We start from the raw sequence: 23,892 nt of genomic DNA, 5'->3' as shown, positions 1-23,892 counted from the left end.
TCACACCATATTGAAAGCCGACTTATCACAATCGGTACAGCATGCTTACTTCGTTCGCTGTAAAATTAGCATTCTGATAATTCGATTTGGCAAACATACCATCATGCGCGTTTCACAATTTTTCATCTCCACCCAGAAAGAAGCTCCCTCCGAAGCCGAACTAGTCAGTCATCGTTTAATGTTACGCGCCGGCTACATCAAGAAACTAGCCAGCGGCCTGTACACCTGGATGCCGTTGGGACTACGCGTGTTGCGAAAAGTGGAAGCCGTGGTACGCGAGGAAATGAATAATGGGGGCGGCATTGAGCTGCTAATGCCCGCCATACAGCCAGCCGAACTTTGGCAAGAAACCGGGCGCTGGGAAGTATTTGGACCACAAATGCTCAAAATTAAAGATCGCCATGACAATCTATTTTGTTTTGGCCCCACTCACGAAGAAGTTATTACTGACATCGCGCGCCGTGAGATAAAAAGCTATCGTCAGTTACCAGTTAATTTCTACCAAATCCAGACCAAGTTCCGGGATGAGGTGCGTCCCCGTTTTGGTGTGATGCGTGCACGCGAATTTGTAATGAAAGATGCTTATTCATTCCATGCCAGCTTCAGCAGCCTAGAACAAACCTACCAGGTGATGTATGACACCTACAGCCGCATTTTCACCCGTCTTGGCCTCCAATTTCGAGCCGTTGCGGCGGATACAGGCGCCATTGGCGGTAGTGGCTCGCATGAATTCCATGTACTAGCCGATTCCGGCGAAGACGGGTTAGCATTCTGTCCCACTTCCAATTATGCCGCCAATGTGGAACTGGCTGAGGCCATCGCACCAAACGTCTTACGCGCGAGTGCCAGCGAAAAATTGCAAAAAGTCATTACGCCCGGACAAAAATCCATCGAAAGCGTCGCCACTTTCTTGAATGTGACGCCGCAACAAGTACTAAAAGCAATCGCCGTAATGGATGCCGGTGATAACTTCACTCTGCTTCTGCTGCGCGGAGATCATATGCTGAACGAAATCAAAGCAACCAAGATCCTGGGCGAATTCCGTTTCGCCAGCGACGATGAAATCCATCAGAACATGGGCTGTCGTACCGGCTACATTGGCCCGGTCAATACCATTGTGCGCATCTTGACTGATCATGCTGCTGCTGCCATGAGTAACTTTGTCTGCGGAGCCAATGATGACGGCTTTCACTACACTCACGCAAACTTTGGACGCGACATCAGCTTGGACGAAACAAATGTGTATGACCTCCGCAACGTGGTCGCCGGTGATCCCAGTCCTGATAGGAAAGGCACGCTGGAACTCTGTCGCGGTATCGAAGTTGGCCACATTTTCCAGTTGCGCACCAAGTATTCCGAAACGCTCAATGCTAATTACCTCGATGAAAACGGCAAATCTCAATTCATTGAAATGGGTTGTTATGGCATCGGTGTTTCACGCATCGTCGCTGCCGCAATAGAGCAGAATTATGACGAGCGCGGCATTACCCTGCCTGCTACCATGGCTCCGTTCCAAGTGGCACTTGCCCCAATCGGCATCAATAAGAGCGAAGCCGTGCGCCTAGCGACAGAACAGCTTTACACTGACATTGGCGCGGCAGGAATTGAAGTATTGCTTGATGACCGTAACGAACGTCCAGGCGTAATGTTTGCTGATTTAGAGCTCATCGGCATCCCACATCGTATCGTAATCGGGGATCGCGGTCTCAGCCAAGAAGTGCCCATGGTTGAGTACAAGGGACGACGCGACGAAGAAGCGCAACAAATCCCGTTACAAGATATTGTTAAGTTCATACAATTAACCTCACTTCAATAAAATTCTCATTGAAATGCAGTCCTACTGTAATAAATACATTTTAACGCATGAAGCAAGAGCGGATCTCATACTTTAAATTTAATTCATTCTGTGCTTTTCGGTTAGCACATCCAACGTCCTAGACTGAATTGATGTCAAGCAGCGGATCGAAGCGACATACGACTGCATTAGCCGTCAATGCGCCTTATACACACCTGTATCCGTAAAACAGATAAGCACAGTTCATTCGTTTCCGTCAACATCAATACTGCTCGTTCCGTTTTACGTGCATGACCTACTGTGCCTCTGAAACCCAGCATCATGACAAACTGACTATTGTGTAAATGGTTTTGTGATCGATGTACTAGTCACTTGAATATAAACATCACCTTAAAGTATTTCAGTAACCTGCCGTAAAACAACTATCTTAAAGAGCATGAGGTGCGAAGGCGGGTTTCTAGAGCCCCCCTTAAAACTATGCGTCCGATTCAAGAATGTCATTCAAATTACATTTTGTCATCCTTGCTGGCAGCGGGTTTGCTATTTGCCCACGCAGCCCATGGCGGCGCACAAACCTATCAACCCCTATCTGCCAGCGTGCAGATCTCGTTAAATCACTCCGTTTCAGATCAAGCGCCACCCAAGCTGACATTTGCATCGCAACAGGAGTACCACACTTGGTTGAATGACACATCGCGCCGCTTGGAAAGACGCATCCCGGACGCGGGCTATCGCGTGGACTTCCTCAAGACTGTGTATTACGAAGCCACGCGCGCCGGATTAGATCCGCAATTGGTATTGGGGCTTATTCAAGTGGAAAGCGGTTTCAAAAAATATGCCGTATCCAGCGCCGGAGCGAGAGGGTATATGCAAGTAATGCCGTTTTGGTTGAATCTCATCGGCCAACGTAAGGGCAATTTGTTCCACCTGCGCACCAACCTGCGATATGGTTGTATCATTCTTCGCCACTACCTGGATATGGAAAAGGGTGACCTCTACCGTGCTCTAGGACGCTACAACGGCAGCCTAGGCAAACCGGAATATCCCAATCTAGTTAATGCCGCATGGCATGTGCGCTGAGCTTTATCACACTGCATAGCCAATTCCACGGTTGATGATAGTTTTGATTAAGCTTTGTACTCGTGGCTTGGTTTACGTATACCAATCATATTTCCACCGTCATACTTTCCAACCGTATTTAAAAAATATCTGCCCGTCCAAAAATTATTTATAAAGCTTTAATATGAAATTTCGTAAAAGCAAATTGTTGTTTTTTATTTTTTAATGAGGGGATATCCGACACACTGCTAGTCTGTGTAATAATTATGTAATAGAAAATGGCTATAGTTAGCTACGCTGTAGCGAACTTAATTTTTGGAGAAAAATATGACCAAACTAAATCGTTTTCTTTATATATTTGGCCTTGCCGCCTCGTGGTCGTTAGCAACCCATGCTTCGGCCGTTAACCTCACTGGTGCGGGCGCCACCTTCCCCTATCCGATTTACGCCAAATGGGCCGATACGTATAAAACCCAAACCGGTATCAGCCTGAACTATCAATCCATTGGTTCCGGCGGGGGCATCAAACAAATTATCGCCCGGACAGTCGATTTTGGCGCCTCAGATATGCCTTTGAAACCCGAAGAGCTGGAAAAGAACGGCCTGATGCAATTCCCGGCAGTCATGGGCGGTGTAGTACCTGTCATCAACGTCGCCGGCGTTGCAGCCGGGCAGCTCAAACTGGACGGCAAGGTGCTGGCCGATATTTTTCTCGGCAAGATCACCAAGTGGAATGATCCAGCGCTCATGGCGCTGAATGTGGGCACTAAACTGCCCAATGAAACCATCACCGTCGTACATCGCTCTGACGGTTCCGGCACCACCTTCATCTTCACCAACTACCTGTCCAAGACTAGCCCGGAATGGAAATCTGCAGTCGGCGAAGGCACAGCCGTCTCCTGGAAAGCGGGCACGGGTGGCAAAGGTAATGAAGGCGTCGCTTCTTATGTACAGCGTATAAAAAATTCCATCGGTTATGTGGAATATGCTTATGCGCTGCAGAATAAAATGACTTACGCACAACTCAAGAATCATGACGGTCAGTTTGTCAAACCCGATGACACCTCATTCAAGGCCGCCGCGGCCAACGCTGCCTGGGAAAAAGCGCCAGGCTTTTATGAGCTGCTGACCAATGAACCCGGCAAAGAAAGCTGGCCCATCACCGGCGCCACTTTCATCCTGATGCACAAGACACAAGATAAACCTGAAACAGCCAAAGAAGTACTAAAATTCTTTGATTGGGCTTACATCAATGGGGGCAAGATGGCTGAGGCTCTGGATTATGTCCCCATGCCGGAAAAAGTTCAGCAACTGGTGCGCGCCGCCTGGAAAACAGAGGTCAAGGATAACAAGGGCACGGCGATCTGGAAGTAACAGTCTATTTAGAAGCTCTGGCAACATGTATTTGCAAGATATAATTTTTGCCGGATAAAATTTGAGGGGGCCAGGCTCCCTCAAATTTTGAGCACTTTTAAAAATCATGCCGACGTTTTTACGTGAAGTACATATGAAGCGCCATAATTTGCTGGACATTCTGTTCCGCAATGTCACCCGCTTGTCTGCATTCGCCGTGCTCGTTTTACTCATTGCCATCATCGTTTCGCTGATAATCGGCAGCTTGCCCTCCATTAAGGCGTTCGGTTTCTCATTTTTAACCAGCGCGGAATGGGATCCGGTCACTGAACAGTTTGGCGCACTCGTGCCGATCGTTGGCACGCTGGTAACCTCGGCCATCGCCTTGCTGATCGCCATCCCGGTCAGTTTCGGTATTGCCCTTTTCCTCACTGAACTGTCGCCGCGCTGGTTACGTCGTCCGCTGGGCATTGCCATCGAACTGCTGGCCGGCATCCCCAGCATTATTTACGGCATGTGGGGTTTGTTCGTATTTGCGCCGCTGTTTGCTGACTATGTTCAGCCTTGGCTCATAGAAAAACTGGGGCCGCTCCCGATATTGGGGCCTTTGTTTCAGGGCATTCCCATGGGCATCGGGGTGCTCACCGCCGGTATCATTCTGGCCATCATGGTTATTCCCTTTATTGCCTCGGTGATGCGTGATGTATTCGAGGTTGTTCCCACCCTGCTCAAGGAATCTGCCTATGGCTTGGGCGCAACCACTTGGGAAGTCATGTGGCATGTGGTGTTGCCCTATACCAAGATCGGTGTGGCTGGCGGTATTATGCTGGGCCTGGGACGTGCGTTGGGCGAAACTATGGCGGTCACCTTCGTCATCGGCAATGCACATAAATTAAGTGCCTCGCTATTAATGCCTGGCAATAGCATCTCCTCCGCGCTGGCCAACGAATTCAATGAGGCAGTGGGCAAGTTATACACCTCAGCGCTGGTCGAACTTGGACTAATTCTGTTCTTAATCACTTTCATCGTGTTGTCGCTGGCACGTTATATGCTGTATATGCTGACGAAACGCGAAGGATCCACGACCTGATTATGCTGACACTCTACGCACGCCGCCGCCTGATTAATGCCATATGTCTGGGAATTTCGGCCCTGGCCATGCTGTTCGGTCTGATCTGGTTGGGCTGGATTTTATGGACGCTACTGGCAAACGGTCTGCCTCAACTGTCCATCGCAGTACTTACCCAGATGACACCACCACCCAACAGCGCGGGCGGCTTGCTCAACGCCATTGCCGGCAGTCTGATGATGACCTTTCTCGCCGCACTGATTGGCACTCCTATCGGCATACTCGCGGGCACCTATCTGGCGGAATTCGGCCAGCGCGGCTGGTTGGCGCCGACCACGCGCTTTATTAACGACGTGCTGCTTTCTGCACCATCTATCGTAATCGGTCTGTTCATATATGAAATGTATGTCATTAAAATTGGGCACTTCTCCGGCTGGGCCGGTGCATTGGCATTATCCATTTTAGTCATCCCGATCGTCATTCGCACCACCGAAAATATGTTGCGCTTGGTGCCGAATACCTTGCGCGAAGCGGCGGCAGCGCTGGGGGCACCACAATGGAAGGTGATTAACCTGGTGACGTTACGCGCTGCACGAGCTGGCATCATTACCGGGGTGCTGCTAGCGGTGGCGCGCATTAGCGGTGAAACCGCACCGCTATTGTTTACCTCGCTAAATAATCAATTCTGGAGCAGCGATATGAATCAGCCCATGGCCAACTTGCCGGTAGTAATTTTCCAATTTGCCATGAGTCCTTACCAGGACTGGCAGAGTCTCGCCTGGGCTGGCGCGCTACTCATCACTTTCAGCGTGCTCTCGCTCAATATATTGGCGCGAGTCTTATTCCGCCAAAAATCAACAACTTATTAAGGATGCAGGCAGATGAGTGCTGAAAAAACTGTTAGTCCGAAGCTGGTCGTACGTGACCTGAATTTTTACTACGGGACTGAGCGCGCCCTCAAGGACATCAACCTTACCATTCCGGAAAAAATGGTGACCGCCTTTATTGGTCCCTCAGGCTGCGGCAAGTCCACCATGCTGCGCACCTTCAACCGCATGTACCAGCTCTATCCGAAGCAAAAAGCTACTGGTGAAGTTCTGCTGGATGGTGAAAATATTCTAGACAAAAAACAGGATCTCAACACACTCCGTGCCAAGATCGGCATGGTATTCCAGAAACCTACTCCGTTTCCAATGTCAATTTATGACAACATTGCTTTCGGTGCGAAACTCTATGAAAACCTTAGCCGCCATGACATGGACGAACGCGTGGAATGGGCATTGAAGAAAGCAGCGCTATGGACAGAGGCGAAAGATAAACTGAAACAAAGCGGCACTGGACTTTCCGGCGGTCAGCAACAGCGCTTGTGTATCGCGCGCGCCATCGCTGTCAAACCGCAAATATTGTTACTCGACGAACCTACCTCTGCGCTAGACCCAATTTCTACCGCACACATCGAAAAGCTGATCGATGAGCTGAAAGAAGAATTCACCATTATCATCGTCACCCACAATATGCAGCAGGCAGCGCGCGTATCAGACTACACCGCCTACATGTATCTGGGCGACCTGATCGAATTCGGCGATACCAGAACGGTGTTCACCAATCCTAAGCGCAAGGAAACTGAAGATTACATTACAGGCCGATTCGGGTAATCATTCGCCACTCCTAATTGCACTAGGAACAAGCTATTTTTCTATAACCACAACAATATTCTGGATGAAGAGATTGAAGATTAAATTTTGCGCGAATTTATCCTCACTACAGAATGAAAAATTCAACTCAGGCGTTCTTTAATTTCTGCCCATAACGACTCATAAGCCAAAGCCGCCCGGCACTTTGGAGCATAGCTGGCAAGGGGGGCACGATTAAGTCCCATCCGTTCTATATCGCTGGCATAGGAAATAGTAGTATTAAGCCACCCGGCTAAAGTTTTCGGTGGCTTTTCAACGATAAGCCGGTGTAGCTGTTTGCGCATGTCCACCATGGAAAAAAATGGCAGCACCTGAAGATTATCCAGATTATTTTCTTTGCAAAACTTCAGGATCTGGTCTAACGTTCGCAACGATAAAGTAGAAGGAATGGTCGGCACTAACAAGACGTCAGCCGCCTGAAATACATTTTCTGATACTAGTGAAATACTGGGCGGACAATCCAGAAAAGCAACGTCATAATCGTCATCAAGATTCTGGAGCAATTTTCGTAATTGCCGCGTTGGTTTTTTTGCGTCTTCCAAAAATAGATCCATATTGCGGAAGGAAAAGTCCGCAGGAATAAGGTCGAGATTGGCATAATCAGTTCCCTTGATTAGCTCATCCAAACCTTGCTTGCCATCCATCAGCGTTTTTAAGCCTCCTTTTATCTTGGGTTTAACACGAAAGTAGAAAGAAGCCGCACCTTGTGGATCCAAGTCCATAACCAATGTGCGGGCACCCTCACGACTTGCCAGATAGGCCAGATTAACAGCCGTTGCGGTTTTACCCACCCCCCCTTTAATGTTGTAGCAGGCAATGATCTTCATGAGCGCGCGCTTCCTTTTGAATCCTGGGTTTAAATAGTTTACTGAAAGCTATACGGTTCTTATTTTCTGCAAAGATTGCAAAGCGTGCCTTAAACATTTTGCGTACCTGGCTTTGACGTTGTTCGAGCGTCTGGAGAATAATATCAATTGCCACCAACGTACGGTCAGTCGCTCCGCTTTCGGATTTCATCTGATTCCTGAATGTTGCCAATGAAGCAAGTTGAACATGAAGATCCTGGTATTCTCCGAGTTGATTTTGAAGCAACTTCAGCGATTTTATTAACTGCTTGATCTCATCCGATGGATAGAGACTTTGAAAAAATTCCATCAAGTAACGCAGTTTTTTGCATGACTTGCGTAGTTCATGTAAATCTTCAGGAGGGCTGCTCGCATTGATAGCCTCACCTTCTCTAATGACTCGTCGAACCATGCGCCATATTCGCTGATTTGCTACATCAAGCACTGGGCGGTTAGCATTGGGAAGTATAGATCGCGCTGGCAATGGAGCTTTCAAGTAAGCTAGCGAAGCAGCCATCATTTTTCTATAACGCGTTGACTCTAGATAGGTAACTAACTTTTTATGTTCGATTATCCGATGTTTTCTCAGAAAATAATAAAGTGGGTCAAGATCATCCCTGACAGGTAACGGAAGGCTATTTTTATAAGCTCCGAAATTCAATAGATAGACATCGAGGTCACGAGTGGGGCCGGTGATTTCTCCTAGCCATGCAAATTTTCGACTAAATTGGTCCCATATTGAATGTGGCAAAACACCTCTGATTTGCCCTAAAGCCGAACGACTCCGTCGTATAGCGACGCGGAAGTCATGGAGAAACTCTGTGTCCAAATCAGTTCTTATGCCCCACTCATTAGCTTTCATAATCTCGAGCAGGCGCAACAAAATGTTGCGAATCACTACCGCGATAGGTGTCTCCGAACTCAGCTTCAAATTCAAATTGAAAGAATATGCCCCAGGCCGTAATTCAACTGCTGTCATTGCCCTCTGTACCATACCCTGATTATCAACTTTAAGAGCCAACTGTTGATTGATTACTTGTAAAACTTCTTTAAAAACGGCGTCGTAACCTTTCACTGATTCTACGTACAATATGGCAGGAAGCTTGCGTGGCTTGGATTTGGTCAATCCCAAAATTCGATTTTCTTCGATACCCAGCCTGGCGACCGTTTTATTTTCTTTATTCAACACTATCAGGCCATGAACCTTACAGTTCATGTGAAGAAGGGGCAACATGGCGCGCATTTCCAATATAGGCTCCAGACGTTCGCGCAAAACACAATCAGGCAGATCCCAGGCGAAACGGACCGTGTTATTAATTGAGGTGTTGCCATAAATTTCATTGGACACAAAGTTACGCCAGCGCAATGTAAAACCACCATTTCCGGATTCCTCTTCAATAACGCCACCGGCACAAAAAATTCGCCAGTCAAAACTATCAAAGTAGGTACGTTGCAACGCGTGAATATGCAACTCTTCACAATGCATGCATGTAGAAAGTTTATTTTTAATGTCCGATATTTTTGTGTCGACCGGCACGACAAAACTCATCCGATGAATTGTGGCGTTCACCCTTTGTATGGACATGACTTTCTTCGAATGTTGGTCGTTTTTGATCATTTATATGGCTAAAGAGGAGTGGGTATCCAGAACTCAGATGATAGATTGCAATATGTCAAAAGCATGTAATTCTCTGCTGCTTTGAATACTATTACCAGCAAGGTAATGTCGAACATCAGCCCGATTTTTATTGGACTTTATTTTGCATGAGCCTGAGCGCTATAGAGCATATAGCCTCGGTCAGCTTTACTTCTATCTTCAGGCTGCAAAACAATTGATTTTCGCAATTCTCGGGCCAGATCAAACAATGACTCAGGGGCTCCTGACTTCAATTCCAATTCAACTTCGCAAATCGAAACCTGCTTATTTTTTGCCTGTATTTCGCCTTCATCCAATGCGAGCTCAATTAAACAATTGGGAAGCTCCATCAGCCAGATCGTGCGCCAGAAGTCCATTACAAATATTGGTATTAAACTATTTTGGATATCCAACGTAAAAAAACTATGCCATGGTGATGCGGATAGCTTGTCTAAATCCAGTATGCCGCCAATAACAGGCACTTCCCATTCCGAACGCTGATGCAGCCCTTCCTCCACCTTACCGCCGCCTTTCACGGTCTGAATCCAGTGCCCACCAACCTGACGCAAACGCAGAGCAATTTGCTGGCGCATAAGCTCCAGCTTCGGAGTATCAAAGTAAATGCTATGAAGCTTTTGTCTCTGCGACCCGGATTTGCACGCTGAGTTAAGCAATGGGTGCTGCAATAGCTGGGGAATGTTTGAGCTATCAATGAGTAGCTTCAATTCAATTTCAGTATGCATCAGCAGATAGTACAAAACATTTTAAGTCACAAGGATCTGTAGTTTTAAGGCTCTATCAAAACATTATTTATAATTAATAATTAATTATTTACGGAAAAATTGACTCCCACTGCTTTCCATTCTTTGATCTCTGCTTGTAACGCATTTTCTGTGAGCGGATTTTGCTCAATCCATTTTTTATCAAGTTTAATGCGATAGTCATTGCCGCTTCTTTTCAATTGCATTCTAGGCAAGGTCAAGTCCGTACGACTACGACAAAACAAAACTGCCAGACGCAATGCTAATATTGCGGTCCAATCCTGTATTATTCCCGACAATCTTGGCACTTTGGAAAGCGACCCACGTTGCGCTCTTACTTGCAACCCCAGCTGAAATTGTTCCATTTTAGAAAAACCCGGCATATCAGCGTTTTCTAGAATGTAAGCTGCATGTTTGTGATAACCACTATGTGCGATAGAAACACCTATTTCATGCAACCTGGCCACCCATTGCAACTGTTGCTGCGCAGCGTCAACATCAACGTCAGAACGCTGCGCCACTTGCTTGAAAAGCGACAACGATAAGTCCTCCACACGTTTGGCTTGTAATGGATCAATATGATAACGTCGCATAAATTGGCTCACAGTGATATCGCGCATATCCTGATGATGCAAACGACCCAACAGGTCATACAAGACCCCTTCTTTGAGGGCGGCACCCGCTACGCTCATATGCTGAATATTCAATTCAGTGAAAACTGCCGACATAATGGCGAATCCACCAGGCAGGACGGGAATGCGATCCGGTTTCAACCCAAGCGTATCCAGCCGCTTGCATTCTCCTGCTTTCAGTAACATGGAACGCAGTTTTGCCAGTCCCTCTGCCGTTATACCTTCATTACTCCAATCGTTTTGCTTTAATAAATCTGCCAATGCACGTGCTGTACCAGATGACCCGATCGCTTCTTGCCAATTTCCGCCGGAAAACTCAAAACGAATTGTTTGCAGCTCCATGCGTGCCGCGAGTTCCGCTTGCTGCATGGCATCTTTAGTAATTTTACCGTCGCCAAAAAAACGCTTGCTATAGCTGACACACCCCATATACAAGCTTTCCATTCGAAGCGGCTCCAATCCCTCGCCAATCACGCATTCGGTAGAGCCACCGCCGATATCAACCACCAACCTATGATTTTGCGATGATGGCAGGCCATGTGCCACACCCAGATAAATTAGCCGCGCCTCCTCTCGACCAGCGATTACTTCGATCGGAAAACCCAATGCATCTTCTGCTTTTTCAAGAAAAGCGGATGCGTTTTTAGCCAGCCTGAAAGTATTTGTACCGACCACCCTTACAGCATGGTTTGGCAAACCACGTAAGCGCTCGCCAAATCGCTTGAGGCATGCAAGGGCACGTAATTGGGACTCGTCATCCAGAAATTTATCCGCCGTTAGCCCTGCAGCCAGGCGTACCGTTTCCTTCAAGGAATCTAGGGGATATATCTGATCTTCCACCACTCGCGCGACTTGGAGCCGGAAACTATTGGAACCCAAATCCACTGCGGCAATGGTATCGTATACTTGCATAGTAATTACCTATCAATACAAGGGTAGCCACTTACTCGGTGGGTATAGATAGCTTATCAAAGTTTTAGTATATTTCGGCACGGAGGATTGCAATCAATTTTGCCATCGCCTACACTTTTTTCGTCATTTACAATAATAGTTCCTCGCGTCCATAGGCTTTTCCAACGGCAGCATCTGAATGGCATAGTCACTCTGCGATAAAGCGCAAAACACGCTAAACAACGACATCTCGCTTGGGACAAAAGAACATCGTAACAACCCCTCAATGCTTAGTTGGCCGGCCTGTTTTGAGTACTTCCACTTGCCCTACAACATTAACCAATTCAGAATCAGACAGCTTTGACAAGCAAAGCAACCCCGCTCGCAGCAATTCACTTTTCTTCACATGAACACCAGCCAGCAGACACTTTCTCTTTAATGCGGCGAATTGCAAGTAGTCATTTTCAGGCATGCTGAAACTATCACGCACCATTTTAATTTTTTTAGGCTTATCTGCCTTTATCTTTCTCGCTTTAACTACTCTAGAAGTTGTTACCTCAGATTTTACGTCAGGATTTTTGTTTGCCACTTTGGCAGCCACCTTTGTGGGAGCCATGGCTTTAACCGTTGGAGCAGGCTCAGGTTTTTTACTTGCTACCACTTTAGTTGGCAATGATCTCGTAGCAGTTTTAGATTTAGGAGCAGGTTTGGCATTCACAGCAGGTTTAGCATTCACAGCATTTTTTGCTTTAGTCGTCATGGCTCGGTCCAAATTAAATGAGAATTTAAAAAAATAGTTACCTGTGAAGATTCACCTACTCATATTACATGATAAAAATATAAACAGTTTATATTAATATAAAACATGCAAAAAAATTTGCTTTTACTTATGTATATTCAATTAATTGAATCAATGTATTTGTTGATCTAAATTAATTTAATGCTGGCGAAGGCATAAAGATTAAATTTATAAAATTAACGAATTTGCTAAAACTGGTGCCTTTCTTTTGCAATGCTGCGCCGTGCAAAATTATTGGATAGACCATCCTGATATGGTTTTTTACACAAATTCCGCCTTATGAGCGGTAGCGAACTGATGGATTTGCATGAGAGCATTATCATTGAACTCCATTTAATGAAAGGACTTGAATCATGAAAATAAAATTTGCTACAACTTGTCTTGCTATCGGCATGATGCTGACACCTGTCGTAGGTTTTACCGCAGATTCAGATACGGATCGCTCAAGCCCCATAACATTCGTCAAGGACTCCGTTATAACAACAAAAATAAAGACCAAACTGGCCGCTGAAACCCATTTGGGCAGCTTGAAAGATATTAAAGTTGATACAGATAAAAATGGCGCCGTATTTTTGAGCGGCATGGCACACAGTCAAGCAGAAGTGGACAAGGCTGTTTCAATTGCTCGCGATACAAAAGGAGTAGTTACAGTCCACAGTGATATTAGAATCATGGAATCTAAGTAAGATGTTGGCTTAAATAATATATTTAAACCAACAATGCCTCAAAAAGTAATGCCTGATGTGTTAACAAATTATTTGCAATAGCAAATATTTAAACTGCTTCCCTTATGCCGCCGACCTCCCCGAAAGCGGCATTTTTTTCGAATGGCTCTGCCGCAATTCGGGCGGTGTTAGATGGTTATATGGAATAACCGTTTTAGGAAACGCGCCCAACTGATTTGCACGAAATTCGAGGATTGCGACACATCGTCATACGTATCGGATACATTACTTTTTTTCTTACTGCCAGGAATAATTCGTTGCGGAGGTTGGCGTTCGGCGCATGCACGCCATGGAAACGAATGAGGTTAAACTTTGGCCGGGGAACCAACGCAGCCAAACGTTGCATGAATTCCAATGGTGATAAGACGATATGGATCGTGCCATCCCGATAAAGCGTTTTCAGCGTTAACATCACCTGCCCTTCTTTATTGCGTGCCAGGCGTTCCTCGAAAATGGCGGCCGGGAATATAGCGGCCGCTTCTATATCGGCCATGTAGGTCATGCTCCTCCTCAATACGCGCGCCGAGTCGAGGCAATTACGCCGCCAACACTTGTTCATCGCTTGTTTGTGTCGCAGATGACAGCCACTTCCTGATCGTTAACGGTCTTGTCCGGGGGCTTTGGATATACCCGGTTCGACTGGTAATTACTTGGGAGTTATCAAAGTAAGCGTGCCCGTATTAGAGCCATTATCCGTTATGGTGTTATTACCCAGCGAACTCAACGTTCCGCCGGTGCCCTTATGAAACCCAATCGCATTTCCCGCTACCATGCTTTTGTTGAGGGTGATCGAGGCAGTTCCAGCAGTGGCAGATGCCACGATGCCTTTGACAGTATTATTTGTGACCGTTGAACGGGTTATGTCTATTCGGGAGTTTCCGGAAGTATCCGAAAATGCCTCTAAACCAGTACCGCCTCCAGACACGACAGTATTGCTGATAGCAACGGTCGTTGTCGTGCCGGCAGAGCTTTGCGCCAGGACGCCGCTGTCATTTCCGAGAAATTTGGATTTCGAAATTGCGGCCGTCGCACCTCCCTGAACTCCAATGCCAACGCTATTATCGCGAACAAGGGTGTCAACCATCCGCACCGTAGCTGCTGTGTTAACAAAAATACCGCGCTGGTTGATACCCTTGAAATTGGAAATGACACAGTTTTCGATTGAAAGCTTGGCACCAGCGGTCATTAAAACGCCTGAATCACCACCTTGACCATTAATTGTCAGGCCGCGCAGCACAACATTTATGGCGGGTGTGGCAATCGTTACTCCGCTTGTACCGGAAAAGACGGACAGGCCAGCATAGATGCCTGGGGCGGCTATCAAGGAAATTGACCGGATGGGCGTGACAGAGCCATAGCCGGCGGAATTTACCGCTACAACTTCGCCATTTGAATTGACCCCGGCCACCGCTGTGTAAAAGGTGCGGCAAGGATGGGTGATATCGCAGTTAAAGGCGATATTGGCGTCTAATCCATGAGACGCTACAAAGGCACGTTGGAAGCGCGGGACATGGTCTATGCCTTGCGCTGTTGGTGTCACGCTGCTCAAGGCAACGGATGGTGCACCTGGACCTGCATTGTTAGTGGCTGTAATAGTGAAGGTGTAAGCCGTGCCATTAGTCAGCCCATTGACGGTGATTGACGAACAGGGCGCTGTGCAAAAGCCCGTGAATCCACCGGGCGAGCTGGTGGCGGTGTAGCTGGTAATGGGCGAGCTTCCAATATTGACAGGCGCGGTGAAGGTAATAACGGCATTACCGTTACCGGTGGTGACAGTGACAGCGGTCGGTGCACTCGGAGGAGAAGATAAAATGGTGTTAGTCGTAGACAGCAGGTTACCCATTGCATCGTAAACGTAATCAATTGCCGTGCCGCTGGCAAAAGCCACCCTGGTGAGGCGATTCAGCGCATCATAGGTAAAGCTGTCCGCAGCACAGGGTTGGCTGAGCGACAACAGGAATACGACGAGTAAGCCAATTAAATTTTTCATCATTTTATATTTCAATCTGATCCTGGCCCTTGATTCATTTTGGACAGCAGTGACACTGACCTTGTTGCTTTCTATCGATTTGAATATCGCATCAGAAAAACTGTATCTCCTATTTCCTTATTCCACTACCTTTCCAAGTTGAGTTGCGAGTTGAGTACAGCCCATATCGCTGAGCCAGGTCCAAAAAACAATCCCCACAGCGATAAAGGAGAAGGAGACTTCCCTCCCGACGACATTAAAATCTTCCAGTAATCAACATCCTTAACCTCTTTGGCAAGTTTTACGTCGCAACTCCGATGGCTAGGTTTTGTGCTATAAAGTCCAGACTCAGGATTATAAGTTGACTGGAAATTTCCAGATTCTGCGCTGACATAACCATAGTCATGGCCCATATAAGCAGCATCCAACGCATCTATTGGACCTGCAGGGTTTGTTGGAATATCCGGCCCTGCGTGCCCTCCGCTCCAGTTTCCCCCACCCCAGTTTCCATACATACCAAACAACCCAGACGGGTCTACTTTGGTTATCGGATTTCCATTCACATAGCCAAACCGGTTCAGTGTCAGCGCCCGATCCACACTTCCCAACAGCACATCCCTGTTCACGAACCGTTTGGCTTCAGGCGAGTAATATCGTGCCCGCATGTAGTAGAGTCCATTGGCCTCTGTCATCACGCCGTCACGCCCGTTATATTTGAATGGGTTGGTGGTGGTACCGGTGTTGGATACCAGCTCGCCAAATGGGCCGTAACCATAGCTGTCGGTAACAGTTCCGGTGGTATTCGCCAGCTTCACCGTGCTGCCGCGCAGGTCGTAGTGATAGGTCTGATAGACGCCAGCCGCACTCTCCCGGCTGATCAAGCCTGCTGCGCCATAGACATAGTAGGCAACAGGTGTCCCAGCAGCCGTTGTCTCTATCAGCATGTGGGAAAGAGCTGCGTTCGGATCCACGACATAGCGGGTGGTAACGCCTGCATTCGTTGCGGAAACCCGGTTGCCTTGCGCGTCGTAAACATAGCTACTGCTTCCTACACCCGTGAGATTTGACCGTGCGTCATAGGTGAAGGTTGAAGCCGCTCCGTTTAATCGGCCGGACGTCATATTGCCATCCGCATCAAACGTTATGGCCTGCCCATTCAATGTGGCCAGCCGATTGTCGGCACCATAGGTCATGGTGTTGGCGACTAAAGTGGGAGCGGTGCGAAGCGGTGTATTTACCTCAGAGGTGATATTGCCATTGGCATCATAGGTGTAGGCAATTCCATAATTGTTTGCGGCAGTCGGAAACGTCTCGGCGAGAGAGGCAAGCTGTCCCTTTGAATCATAGGTGTAAGCACCACTGGTTCCATTGGCACGGGTTACCGCAGTAATGTTGCCCCTGGCATTGTAGGTGTAGCTGGTTAAACGGTTTGCCCAGTCTTTCACCGAGGTCATGCGATTGGCGGCGTTATAGGTGTAGGTCACCACCTTGTTGCCGGGATAGGTCAAGGTAATCAGGTTGCCGACTGCATCATAGCCATAAGCCATTACCTTGCCGAACACGTCGGTATGGCTGGTTATTCGATTCGCCACGTCGTAGGTGTTGGTAGAGGTGCCAACAGCGTCGATTACGGTCAGCATATTGCCGTTGGCATCGTAAGTAATACTAATCGTCGCCGAAGGATCCGACATTGAAACCGGCCAGCCTGCAGCGTTGTAGGTGTAAGTTGCGACTTGCCCCCGTCCATTGGTTGCTGTGGCGACGCGGTTCTGGGTATTGTAAGTATAGTTGACCGCTCCGCCATCAGCGGTCACAACACGCGTGATGCGGTTGGCCGCATCATAAGTAAAGGAAGTCTTGTTGCCTATGGTATCGGTAAAGCTCAGCCGATTGCCGTTTGCATCGAAGGTTTGTGCTGCGACACCACCACGTGCATCCGTGGTGCTGATCAAACGACTTAATGCGTCGTAGGCAAAGCTGGTTACGCCCGCCTTGCCATCGGTATTGCTGACCACGCGGCTCACCGCATCAAAGCTGGCTGCATTGCGGTTGCTGAGCGGATCGGTGATGCTGGTTAACCGATGCAGCTTGTCATAGGCCAGCGTGGTGACATTGTTCAGGGCGTCCTTCGAGGTGATGACGTTGTCCACGGCATCGTAACCCAGTGTATTGACGTTACCGAGCGCATTGGTCGTGCTGGTTATCCGGCCTTTGGCATCGCGGGTCAGCGTGTTCACCCGACCCAACGCATCGGTCATGCTGATCAATTGATCATCCGCGTCGTAGGCAAAGCCGGTTATTCCGCCCAAGGGGTTGGTTATGCCGACCAGATTGTCATGAATGTCGTAGGCATATTGGGTAATGCCGCCTGCCGCTGCGGTCTTTGTCGCGAGCCTGCCTAACGCATCGTAGGTATAGTGGGTTGTGTTGCCCAGCGGGTCAGCCGCTGTGAGTACATGCCCCATCAAATCATAAGTTCTCGTCCACACTTTCCCCGCGCTGTCCGTGATGGTCAAGACCCGACCCGCAGCATCATAGGTAAAGCTGGTTACCAGCCCGACCGGGTCGGTGAGCGTAGCAAGTTGGCCTTTTACGTCGTAGGTAAAACTCGTCACGCCTCCATTGGGGGTAGTGACGGTCGCCGGCAACCCCTGAGCATTGTAGGTGTAGGTCTTGATCTTGCCGGCAGGGTCGGTCTGGGTCAGCAAATGATGGTTGGCATCGTAGCCCATGGTAGTGACCTTGCCGGCCTCATCCGTAATTCTGCTGATGTTGTGCGCGGCGTCGTAGCTGTAGCTGGCGACATGGCCCAGCGCATCGGTGCGGGAAAGGACGTAGCCGGATGCGTCGTAGGTAAATTGGGTCTTGTTATTTAACGCATCCGTCTCGGCATTCTGAATGTTAGTGCCGGGTACATAGGTATGTACTACCGCATTGCCAAGCGGGTCGATGGTGGACAGGAGATTGAAACTTGCATCAAAGTTATGACGGAGGGTGTTGCCAGTGCGGTTTTTATAGGTGGTATAGGGATTTCCTGTTGTTGTATCGGTAGCATAGGTAAAGAGTTCCAGTGGTGTGGTGGACAAGCCGTCATCCTGGTTGACTACCTTTCCGGTCGCAGCACCATAGGTATTGGTTACCACGGTCGCACCCAGTGCATTGACCTTGGTCAGCAGGCGATGATTTGAATCGTAGGTGAAGGTGGTTGCATGACCCAGTGCATCGGTGACCGAGGCCAGGTCACCTGCCGCGCTATAAGCCAGCGTCACGGCGCCAGCGCTGGCGCTGCTTACACTCGCTACCCGGTTCTGGGCGTCGTAGGTAAATTGCAGAAACCGACCCGATAACGCATCCGTCACTTTGTCCAGATTACCATTGGCAAGATAGGTTAGCGTAGTAATCGGCCCCGTGCCGCAAATCGCGCCGAAGAAACACGTCGCTCTCCGAATGTGGCAAAGTGGAATGAGGTGCCACGGAAGACCGGAATAGCAATGGTGCATATTGCCCGAGGGTTAGCGTGGTCATGGGTGACGTCATCGACATTGATGAATTGGCTTGGCGTTGTTGGGACGCTTGGCCGATATCCCGTTTAAGAGAGTGAGCTTGACGACGTACCCGATGTGGCACCACATTCCAAAACGAATGATGGAGATAATCATGGTGCAACGCAAGCAAAAAATCAGTATCAAACCCGGCAAATCCAGAGAGCCTTTAACGATCACCCATCCCCATGCGGCTGGAGTCGATATCGGTAGTTCGTCCCATTACGTATCTGTGCCGCCGGACAGGGACGACGAGCCTGTCCGGGAGTTTTCGAGCTTTACGGTTGACCTCAACGCCTTGGCCGATTGGCTTGACGCTTGCGGCGTGGACACGGTCGCGATGGAATCCACGGGCGTGTACTGGATTCCTTTGTTCGAGCTTCTGGAATCGCGCGGTTTCAACGTATTTCTGGTCAATGCGCGCCACGTTAAAAATGTCTCGGGCCGCAAGTCTGATGTGCTGGACTGCCAATGGTTGCAGCAACTCATGACCTACGGTTTGCTTCGCGGCGCATTTCGCCCTATCGAAGCCGTGTGCGTATTGCGCTCACTGTGGCGCCAGCGCGGGATGCTTTTGAGAAGTCAGGGCACGCATGTGCAGCGCATGCAAAAGGCGCTCACGCAGATGAACATCCAGCTCACCAACGTCATCTCGGACGTGGTCGGCGAGACGGGGCAGAAAATTCTGCGCGCCATTGTCGCCGGGGAGCGCAATGGTCAAGTGCTGGCCGCGATGAAGAATGTGCGCATTCGCGCTACCGCTGACGAGATCGCAAAAAGCCTGCAAGGCAACTGGCGCGCAGAGCATCTGTTTGCGCTCAAGCAAGCACTGGATATGTTCGATTTCATCGGCACACAGCTCGCCGAGTGCGACTGTGAGATCGATGGGCAATTGCAAAGCCTGCAAGTTCATGACGGCGAACCAGCGAAGGGGAAGAAGCGTGGTCGCGCCCGCAACGCGCCGAAGTTTGATCTGCGCACGCAATTGTTCAGGATGTGCGGAGTTGATCTTACGCGCATCGACGGCATTGACGTCACCACCGCGCTCGCGGTGATCTCCGAGACCGGGGCGGACATGTCACGCTTCCCCACGGCAGGGCACTTCGCGAGTTGGCTGGGGCTATGCCCCGGTACCAAGATTACCGGAGGCAAAGTGATGAGCGGCAAGACCAAGCGCGTAGCCAACCGGGCGGCCCAAGCCTTGAGATTGGCCGCGGCAGCATTGCGCAGCAGCCAATCGGCGCTGGGCGCGTATTTCCGCAGGATGTGCGGGCGCATGGACAAACCTAAAGCCGTAACCGCCGCCGCGCACAAGTTGGCGCGCCTGATCTACACCATGCTTACCAAAGGTGAAGAGTATACCGATCAGGGACAGGGCTACTACGAAGAACGTTATCGCGAAAGAGTGTTGCGGCAACTAGCCCAGCGTGCTGAAAAAATGGGAATGAAGCTCGTCGTCAACGAACAGCCCGCTTAATTCCGCTTTTTAAAATCAGTTGGTTGGGAGGTGTTTCTTAAGAGGTTCTTAATAAAACCAAAACGATCTTTGGTGCTGAGCAGTTGGCCCGTTGCGCTGAAGGTGTAGGTCTTTTGTCTACGGTCGGTGAGGGTGTAGGTGCCGTTCACGTTCTTGACCAAGATGTCTGAGATATCGGCGGCAGGATTGGTATATCCCAAACCACTCGGGTTGTAATTCGAGTTGTAAGTGGAAACATGTCGGTCGGGCCAAATGACTTTGACGGAACTGGTGAGATCGACGAGGCTATGTTGGTAGGGGTGTGCCCAGCCAAACCCGGTGGTACCCGCTAATGGGTTTATTGAGCTGTAGCTCAGGGCCATATTTAATGGCGTGCCTGCCGCAGCGACTTCCAGGAGGTTAAGGGTGTCGTAAAAGTTGCCAGTCGCTAAATCCACCGGGTCTTTAGATGCACTGCTCGGAGCGGGGTATATGCCCGGAGCATTGGCATCGGTACCTGCTGCTTGACAGCTGGCTTTCGGGTTGTTGTTGGGGTCTTTTGAGTTGATAGGTGGAAGGGGTGTCGTTCCATTGCCTCCATAGAGTGTGCCCACTAAAGAAAAGTTTAAATCGTTCTGTATCTTGACATAACAAGAAAATTGAACATCAACAAGGAAACCCCATTTAGGCGGAGGAGTTCCACCTTCAGGGATTGTAAGGTTAGCACCTCCAGTAACTTGATTATATAACCCCGCACCATTGGATCCTGAAATTAAATCCTGACTAAAATTTCCATATAAAGCAGAATTTCCACCATTACTAGATGTTGTGCCGTTTGAGTAATAACCTGTTGCCAGGCAAATTGGGCGTATTATTATGAACCTAGAACAGTGGCCGCCGTTGGATTCATTGCCGTGGCAATCGGGATCTGTAACGTTTATCCCTGCATTTTTAGTATAGTTGCACTGAGTCCAATTGTAAGTTTTTATAGGAATTACAAAGTTATCTGTATAGCTCTCGTTTGAACAGGAATATTTTGTTTTCTCAGTAGAGAACGAAAAAGTTGCACCAGAGGTAGAGGTGATGGTCTGCGCATCGGCAAGTGAAATAAGCAAAATGAAGAGCATGGCTACAATCCGCAATGGAGCCTGTCCAAGAAAGCGGTTCCTCGAACTTGCTGCTCTCATAGAAATTGTGGATAGACCACGGTTCCTGCGCAAGAAGCCGCACTGAATGCGCTTGGAATAGCCATACTTTAGCCCCAAAGTACCAGCAATTCGTTTTATCATCCTTCGCATCCCACCTACCAGCACCTGAAGCATTGTATTTTTCCCTTGATTCCCTAGCTTACATTTACATAGCCCGCACTCGTTCGTGCTTGACACCGGACAGAACAAATAGGTTCAGACACGATTACTGCATTTGCCAATTCCTATCTTTCTGTCCTTGTCAATTATTAAGCTTCATTCAAAATAGTTAGAGCATCATTCATGCCAGAAAAAAATATAAAATTTAAACTTCCGTACTTACAAAGTATTAACAGTTTGTGGCGCAGGTGACAGTTATTAGTCGAAGATTTCAAGGTGTGAGTGTAAGAAATTCCGACATACAAATATGAGGTTTCTGGTTTATATAACGGTCACCTCCACGAGGTGTACCAGAAAATCCCATCTGCAAATAATCGAATTTTTGAAAGAAGTTTGCTTGTGCGGCAGAGCCTATTGTTGATTCAGAGTCTTCTCAATTTGCCCTATTTGAAAAAGCATGACTTCAATAAAGTCGTACTTCATGAAACTACTCAACGTACTCACCTCTCCATGGTCATCGAGCCCGCCAAGCTACTCGAAATTCAGGCCATCTGCCACCCACTTGCGCGGCGAAAAGATTGACATCGTAGGAACCGACAAAAACTGGGACGCTCTCTTTCCTGAATAAATGCGGACGCTATGCTTATTGCCTTTTATTGATGCAACCACTTGAAGGTCTGCATACCCAGCACAGTCATCAGCAATGAACCGCCGAGATGGGCGGCAATAATTGCGACACTCCAGGCATATTGCCCGCGTACAAGCAAGGTGACGGTTTCGGCAGAGAAAGTGGAAAAGGTCGTTAACCCACCGAGAAAGCCGGTAATAATGAACAAGCGCCATTCGGGCGACAGCTCCGGTTGCTGCATGAAAAAGGCCACAGCAAGGCCAATGATATAACCTCCGATCAGGTTTGCGCACAGTGTACCAAGCGCTAGTTCTGGCAGCGCGGGATTAAGCCACGCACCCAGCCCCCACCTCAACCATGAGCCGATGGCTCCGCCCAGGCCAACTGCGATAAAGGCATAAAGTGTCATGCGCACATTCTAATTGACGACACGGACTGGTGCAAAACCGCCGCCCGCTGTGCGGAAATTGGTAGTTTGCCCTTGATAGAGCCGCGCTGCGATAAGCTGCACTTGGCCATCATATACATAGCAGCGCACATCCGATTTAAGCGCAACCGGTTCCGCACCTTCCAGGCAAATCATACGTTCGCCGGGAATAGCCATGCGCTGCGCTATATAACCGCCCTGCATGATTTCAGCGAACACCCGGTTAGTAATATTGGCGCCACGATAGGTACCCTTACCGCCATAACCGGTGGCGGGTTTGAAGAACCACTGCTTACGTTGCTGCCGCCAATGTTCATGATCCTGCGCGTCCACCAACCTGGTCTGAGGTATACCCCTCATTAAAGCGGCGATGGTCGTCTCTGCCACACCCATCGCACGCAGGCTGTCGGGCGCAGTAAGCAGGACAAGATTGCGTTTGTCAGCATACAACGCATATACATGAGGATGCGGCGTGAGCACCACTTGATTACTCTGATAGGCAGTGCTTATGGCACTGTACTTTTGTAAGGAAAAGTCGGTCAGCCGGTTGTAAATCAAATCGATCTTACGTTCACGGAGATACAGGCCGTCCGTACGCGCCTCCAGCTCCTCTGGATCGGCAATGAACGCTGCAATACCCGCGCGTTCAAACAATTGCTGCATCAGTACAAACTCTGGATAAAAATATTGTTCTAGTGGCTGTTCATCCACGATGACGATGGTTTGCAGCGGCGCATCACCCCGTTCCAGGCGCCATTCATTGCGAAACATGTCGAGAAAGACCTGCTCCAAATTCTCAATCGCGGCAGGCTTGCCCGGCGCAACTACATCACGCTGACTATGCAGTTGTAACGCGTTAAACAACGCACCCCCCGCATTAGTATTGATCTCAATGAGATGCGCACCTTCGACATTAAGATGAAAATCGTAGCCGAAGAATACACCTTTGGCGCGAGGTTCATATCGAGCGACGGCCGGTGCGTGTTGCAACACGGCATCGCGCCATGCAGATAGCTCTACAACCTGTTGGACGGCCTCGATGACTGCGTGCATTTGCTCCATTTCTCCACTAGAAATAAACAAGGGAGCAGCAGCAAATAGGTGGGGGCAACGCTCATTGACACGCTGGTGCCAAACCTCGCCCTGCTCATGCAGGGTACGTTCCAGCGCGTCACGATCCAGGATGGCCGAATGGCAATCGCTGTTCAGTTCTTTGGCAGCTTCAATACTCACGGAATAATTTCACTTTCCCAGCCAGGATGTTTCATAAATGCGATTGCGCAGGATTTTAGCCGATAGGGAAA

Annotated in this window: 19 protein-coding genes; 8 read left to right on the top strand and 11 right to left on the bottom strand. The window is 48.8% G+C overall.

All coding sequences use genetic code 11. The features are described from left to right. Positions 1 to 103: 103 nt before the first annotated feature. The 6 genes from MKZ32_RS06030 (at position 104) to pstB (ending at position 6,931) form a co-directional block, all read left to right on the top strand. The gene (locus MKZ32_RS06030) at positions 104 to 1,816 is read left to right on the top strand and encodes a proline--tRNA ligase (RefSeq protein WP_239796441.1); all 1,713 of its coding nucleotides are present in this window, start codon (positions 104 to 106) and stop codon (positions 1,814 to 1,816) included. A 456-nt stretch (positions 1,817 to 2,272) separates the two neighbouring features. Then, positions 2,273 to 2,875, top strand: a complete 603-nt coding sequence (locus MKZ32_RS06025; RefSeq protein WP_239796440.1) for a lytic transglycosylase domain-containing protein — start codon at positions 2,273 to 2,275, stop codon at positions 2,873 to 2,875. A 306-nt stretch (positions 2,876 to 3,181) separates the two neighbouring features. After that, positions 3,182 to 4,228, top strand: coding sequence for a phosphate ABC transporter substrate-binding protein PstS (gene pstS, locus MKZ32_RS06020; RefSeq protein WP_239796439.1), 1,047 nt, complete (start codon positions 3,182 to 3,184; stop codon positions 4,226 to 4,228). A 106-nt stretch (positions 4,229 to 4,334) separates the two neighbouring features. Further along, positions 4,335 to 5,297, top strand: a complete 963-nt coding sequence (pstC, locus tag MKZ32_RS06015; RefSeq protein ID WP_239796438.1) for a phosphate ABC transporter permease subunit PstC — start codon at positions 4,335 to 4,337, stop codon at positions 5,295 to 5,297. A 2-nt stretch (positions 5,298 to 5,299) separates the two neighbouring features. Beyond that, positions 5,300 to 6,145, top strand: a complete 846-nt coding sequence (gene pstA, locus MKZ32_RS06010) for a phosphate ABC transporter permease PstA (RefSeq protein WP_239796437.1) — start codon at positions 5,300 to 5,302, stop codon at positions 6,143 to 6,145. A gap of 12 nt (positions 6,146 to 6,157) precedes the next feature. After that, complete coding sequence (gene pstB / locus MKZ32_RS06005) at positions 6,158 to 6,931, top strand: phosphate ABC transporter ATP-binding protein PstB (RefSeq protein ID WP_239796436.1); 774 nt, start codon at positions 6,158 to 6,160, stop codon at positions 6,929 to 6,931. A gap of 122 nt (positions 6,932 to 7,053) precedes the next feature. Here the strand turns inward: pstB and MKZ32_RS06000 are convergent, their stop codons facing one another. From MKZ32_RS06000 to MKZ32_RS05980, 5 genes are all read right to left on the bottom strand, one after another. Next, the gene (locus MKZ32_RS06000; protein WP_239796435.1) at positions 7,054 to 7,797 is read right to left on the bottom strand and encodes a ParA family protein; all 744 of its coding nucleotides are present in this window, start codon (positions 7,795 to 7,797) and stop codon (positions 7,054 to 7,056) included. Then, the gene (locus tag MKZ32_RS05995; RefSeq protein WP_239796434.1) at positions 7,769 to 9,433 is read right to left on the bottom strand and encodes a CHAD domain-containing protein; all 1,665 of its coding nucleotides are present in this window, start codon (positions 9,431 to 9,433) and stop codon (positions 7,769 to 7,771) included. Before MKZ32_RS05995 ends, MKZ32_RS06000 begins: the two co-directional genes overlap by 29 nt. Before the next feature lie 137 nt (positions 9,434 to 9,570). Continuing rightward, positions 9,571 to 10,194 (bottom strand): CYTH domain-containing protein, encoded by a 624-nt coding sequence (locus MKZ32_RS05990; protein WP_239796433.1) that lies wholly within the window; start codon positions 10,192 to 10,194, stop codon positions 9,571 to 9,573. Positions 10,195 to 10,274: 80 nt separating this feature from the next. Beyond that, positions 10,275 to 11,756, bottom strand: a complete 1,482-nt coding sequence (gene ppx, locus MKZ32_RS05985) for an exopolyphosphatase (protein ID WP_239796432.1) — start codon at positions 11,754 to 11,756, stop codon at positions 10,275 to 10,277. Between the two features lie 262 nt (positions 11,757 to 12,018). Continuing rightward, positions 12,019 to 12,495 (bottom strand): hypothetical protein, encoded by a 477-nt coding sequence (locus MKZ32_RS05980; protein WP_239796431.1) that lies wholly within the window; start codon positions 12,493 to 12,495, stop codon positions 12,019 to 12,021. Positions 12,496 to 12,887: 392 nt separating this feature from the next. Here MKZ32_RS05980 and MKZ32_RS05975 point away from each other — a divergent pair, with 392 nt between their 5' ends. Then, positions 12,888 to 13,220: a BON domain-containing protein gene (locus tag MKZ32_RS05975; protein ID WP_239796430.1), complete on the top strand. Its 333-nt coding sequence runs from the start codon at positions 12,888 to 12,890 to the stop codon at positions 13,218 to 13,220. Between the two features lie 193 nt (positions 13,221 to 13,413). Here the strand turns inward: MKZ32_RS05975 and MKZ32_RS05970 are convergent, their stop codons facing one another. From MKZ32_RS05970 to MKZ32_RS05960, 3 genes are all read right to left on the bottom strand, one after another. Continuing rightward, positions 13,414 to 13,752 (bottom strand): transposase, encoded by a 339-nt coding sequence (locus MKZ32_RS05970; protein WP_239796429.1) that lies wholly within the window; start codon positions 13,750 to 13,752, stop codon positions 13,414 to 13,416. Positions 13,753 to 13,905: 153 nt separating this feature from the next. Beyond that, entirely contained in the window at positions 13,906 to 15,252 is a 1,347-nt protein-coding gene (locus MKZ32_RS05965) for a fibronectin type III domain-containing protein (RefSeq protein ID WP_239796428.1), read from the bottom strand. 122 nt (positions 15,253 to 15,374) lie between these two features. Beyond that, entirely contained in the window at positions 15,375 to 18,728 is a 3,354-nt protein-coding gene (locus MKZ32_RS05960) for an RHS repeat domain-containing protein (RefSeq protein ID WP_239796427.1), read from the bottom strand. Between the two features lie 157 nt (positions 18,729 to 18,885). Between MKZ32_RS05960 and MKZ32_RS05955 the strand changes: the two genes are divergently transcribed. Then, positions 18,886 to 20,247 carry an IS110 family RNA-guided transposase gene (locus tag MKZ32_RS05955; protein ID WP_239796426.1) on the top strand — a complete coding sequence of 454 codons (1,362 nt, stop codon included), beginning with the start codon at positions 18,886 to 18,888 and terminating at the stop codon, positions 20,245 to 20,247. On the opposite strand, the gene MKZ32_RS05950 is transcribed toward MKZ32_RS05955, so the two are convergent. From MKZ32_RS05950 to MKZ32_RS05940, 3 genes are all read right to left on the bottom strand, one after another. Continuing rightward, positions 20,244 to 21,548, bottom strand: coding sequence for a DUF6531 domain-containing protein (locus tag MKZ32_RS05950; protein WP_239796425.1), 1,305 nt, complete (start codon positions 21,546 to 21,548; stop codon positions 20,244 to 20,246). The two genes, MKZ32_RS05955 and MKZ32_RS05950, sit on opposite strands and share 4 nt — an antisense overlap. Positions 21,549 to 22,186: 638 nt before the next feature. Continuing rightward, positions 22,187 to 22,570, bottom strand: a complete 384-nt coding sequence (crcB, locus tag MKZ32_RS05945; protein ID WP_239796424.1) for a fluoride efflux transporter CrcB — start codon at positions 22,568 to 22,570, stop codon at positions 22,187 to 22,189. Positions 22,571 to 22,579: 9 nt separating this feature from the next. Beyond that, the gene (locus MKZ32_RS05940) at positions 22,580 to 23,821 is read right to left on the bottom strand and encodes an ATP-grasp domain-containing protein (RefSeq protein ID WP_239796423.1); all 1,242 of its coding nucleotides are present in this window, start codon (positions 23,819 to 23,821) and stop codon (positions 22,580 to 22,582) included. Between the last annotated feature and the right edge of the window lie 71 nt (positions 23,822 to 23,892).

It is taken from the genome of Candidatus Nitrotoga arctica, assembly GCF_918378365.1.
Classification (GTDB): domain Bacteria; phylum Pseudomonadota; class Gammaproteobacteria; order Burkholderiales; family Gallionellaceae; genus Nitrotoga; species Nitrotoga arctica.
The sequence above is the reverse complement of the archived record's forward strand: the minus strand, read 5'-3'. Positions and strand labels throughout refer to the sequence as shown.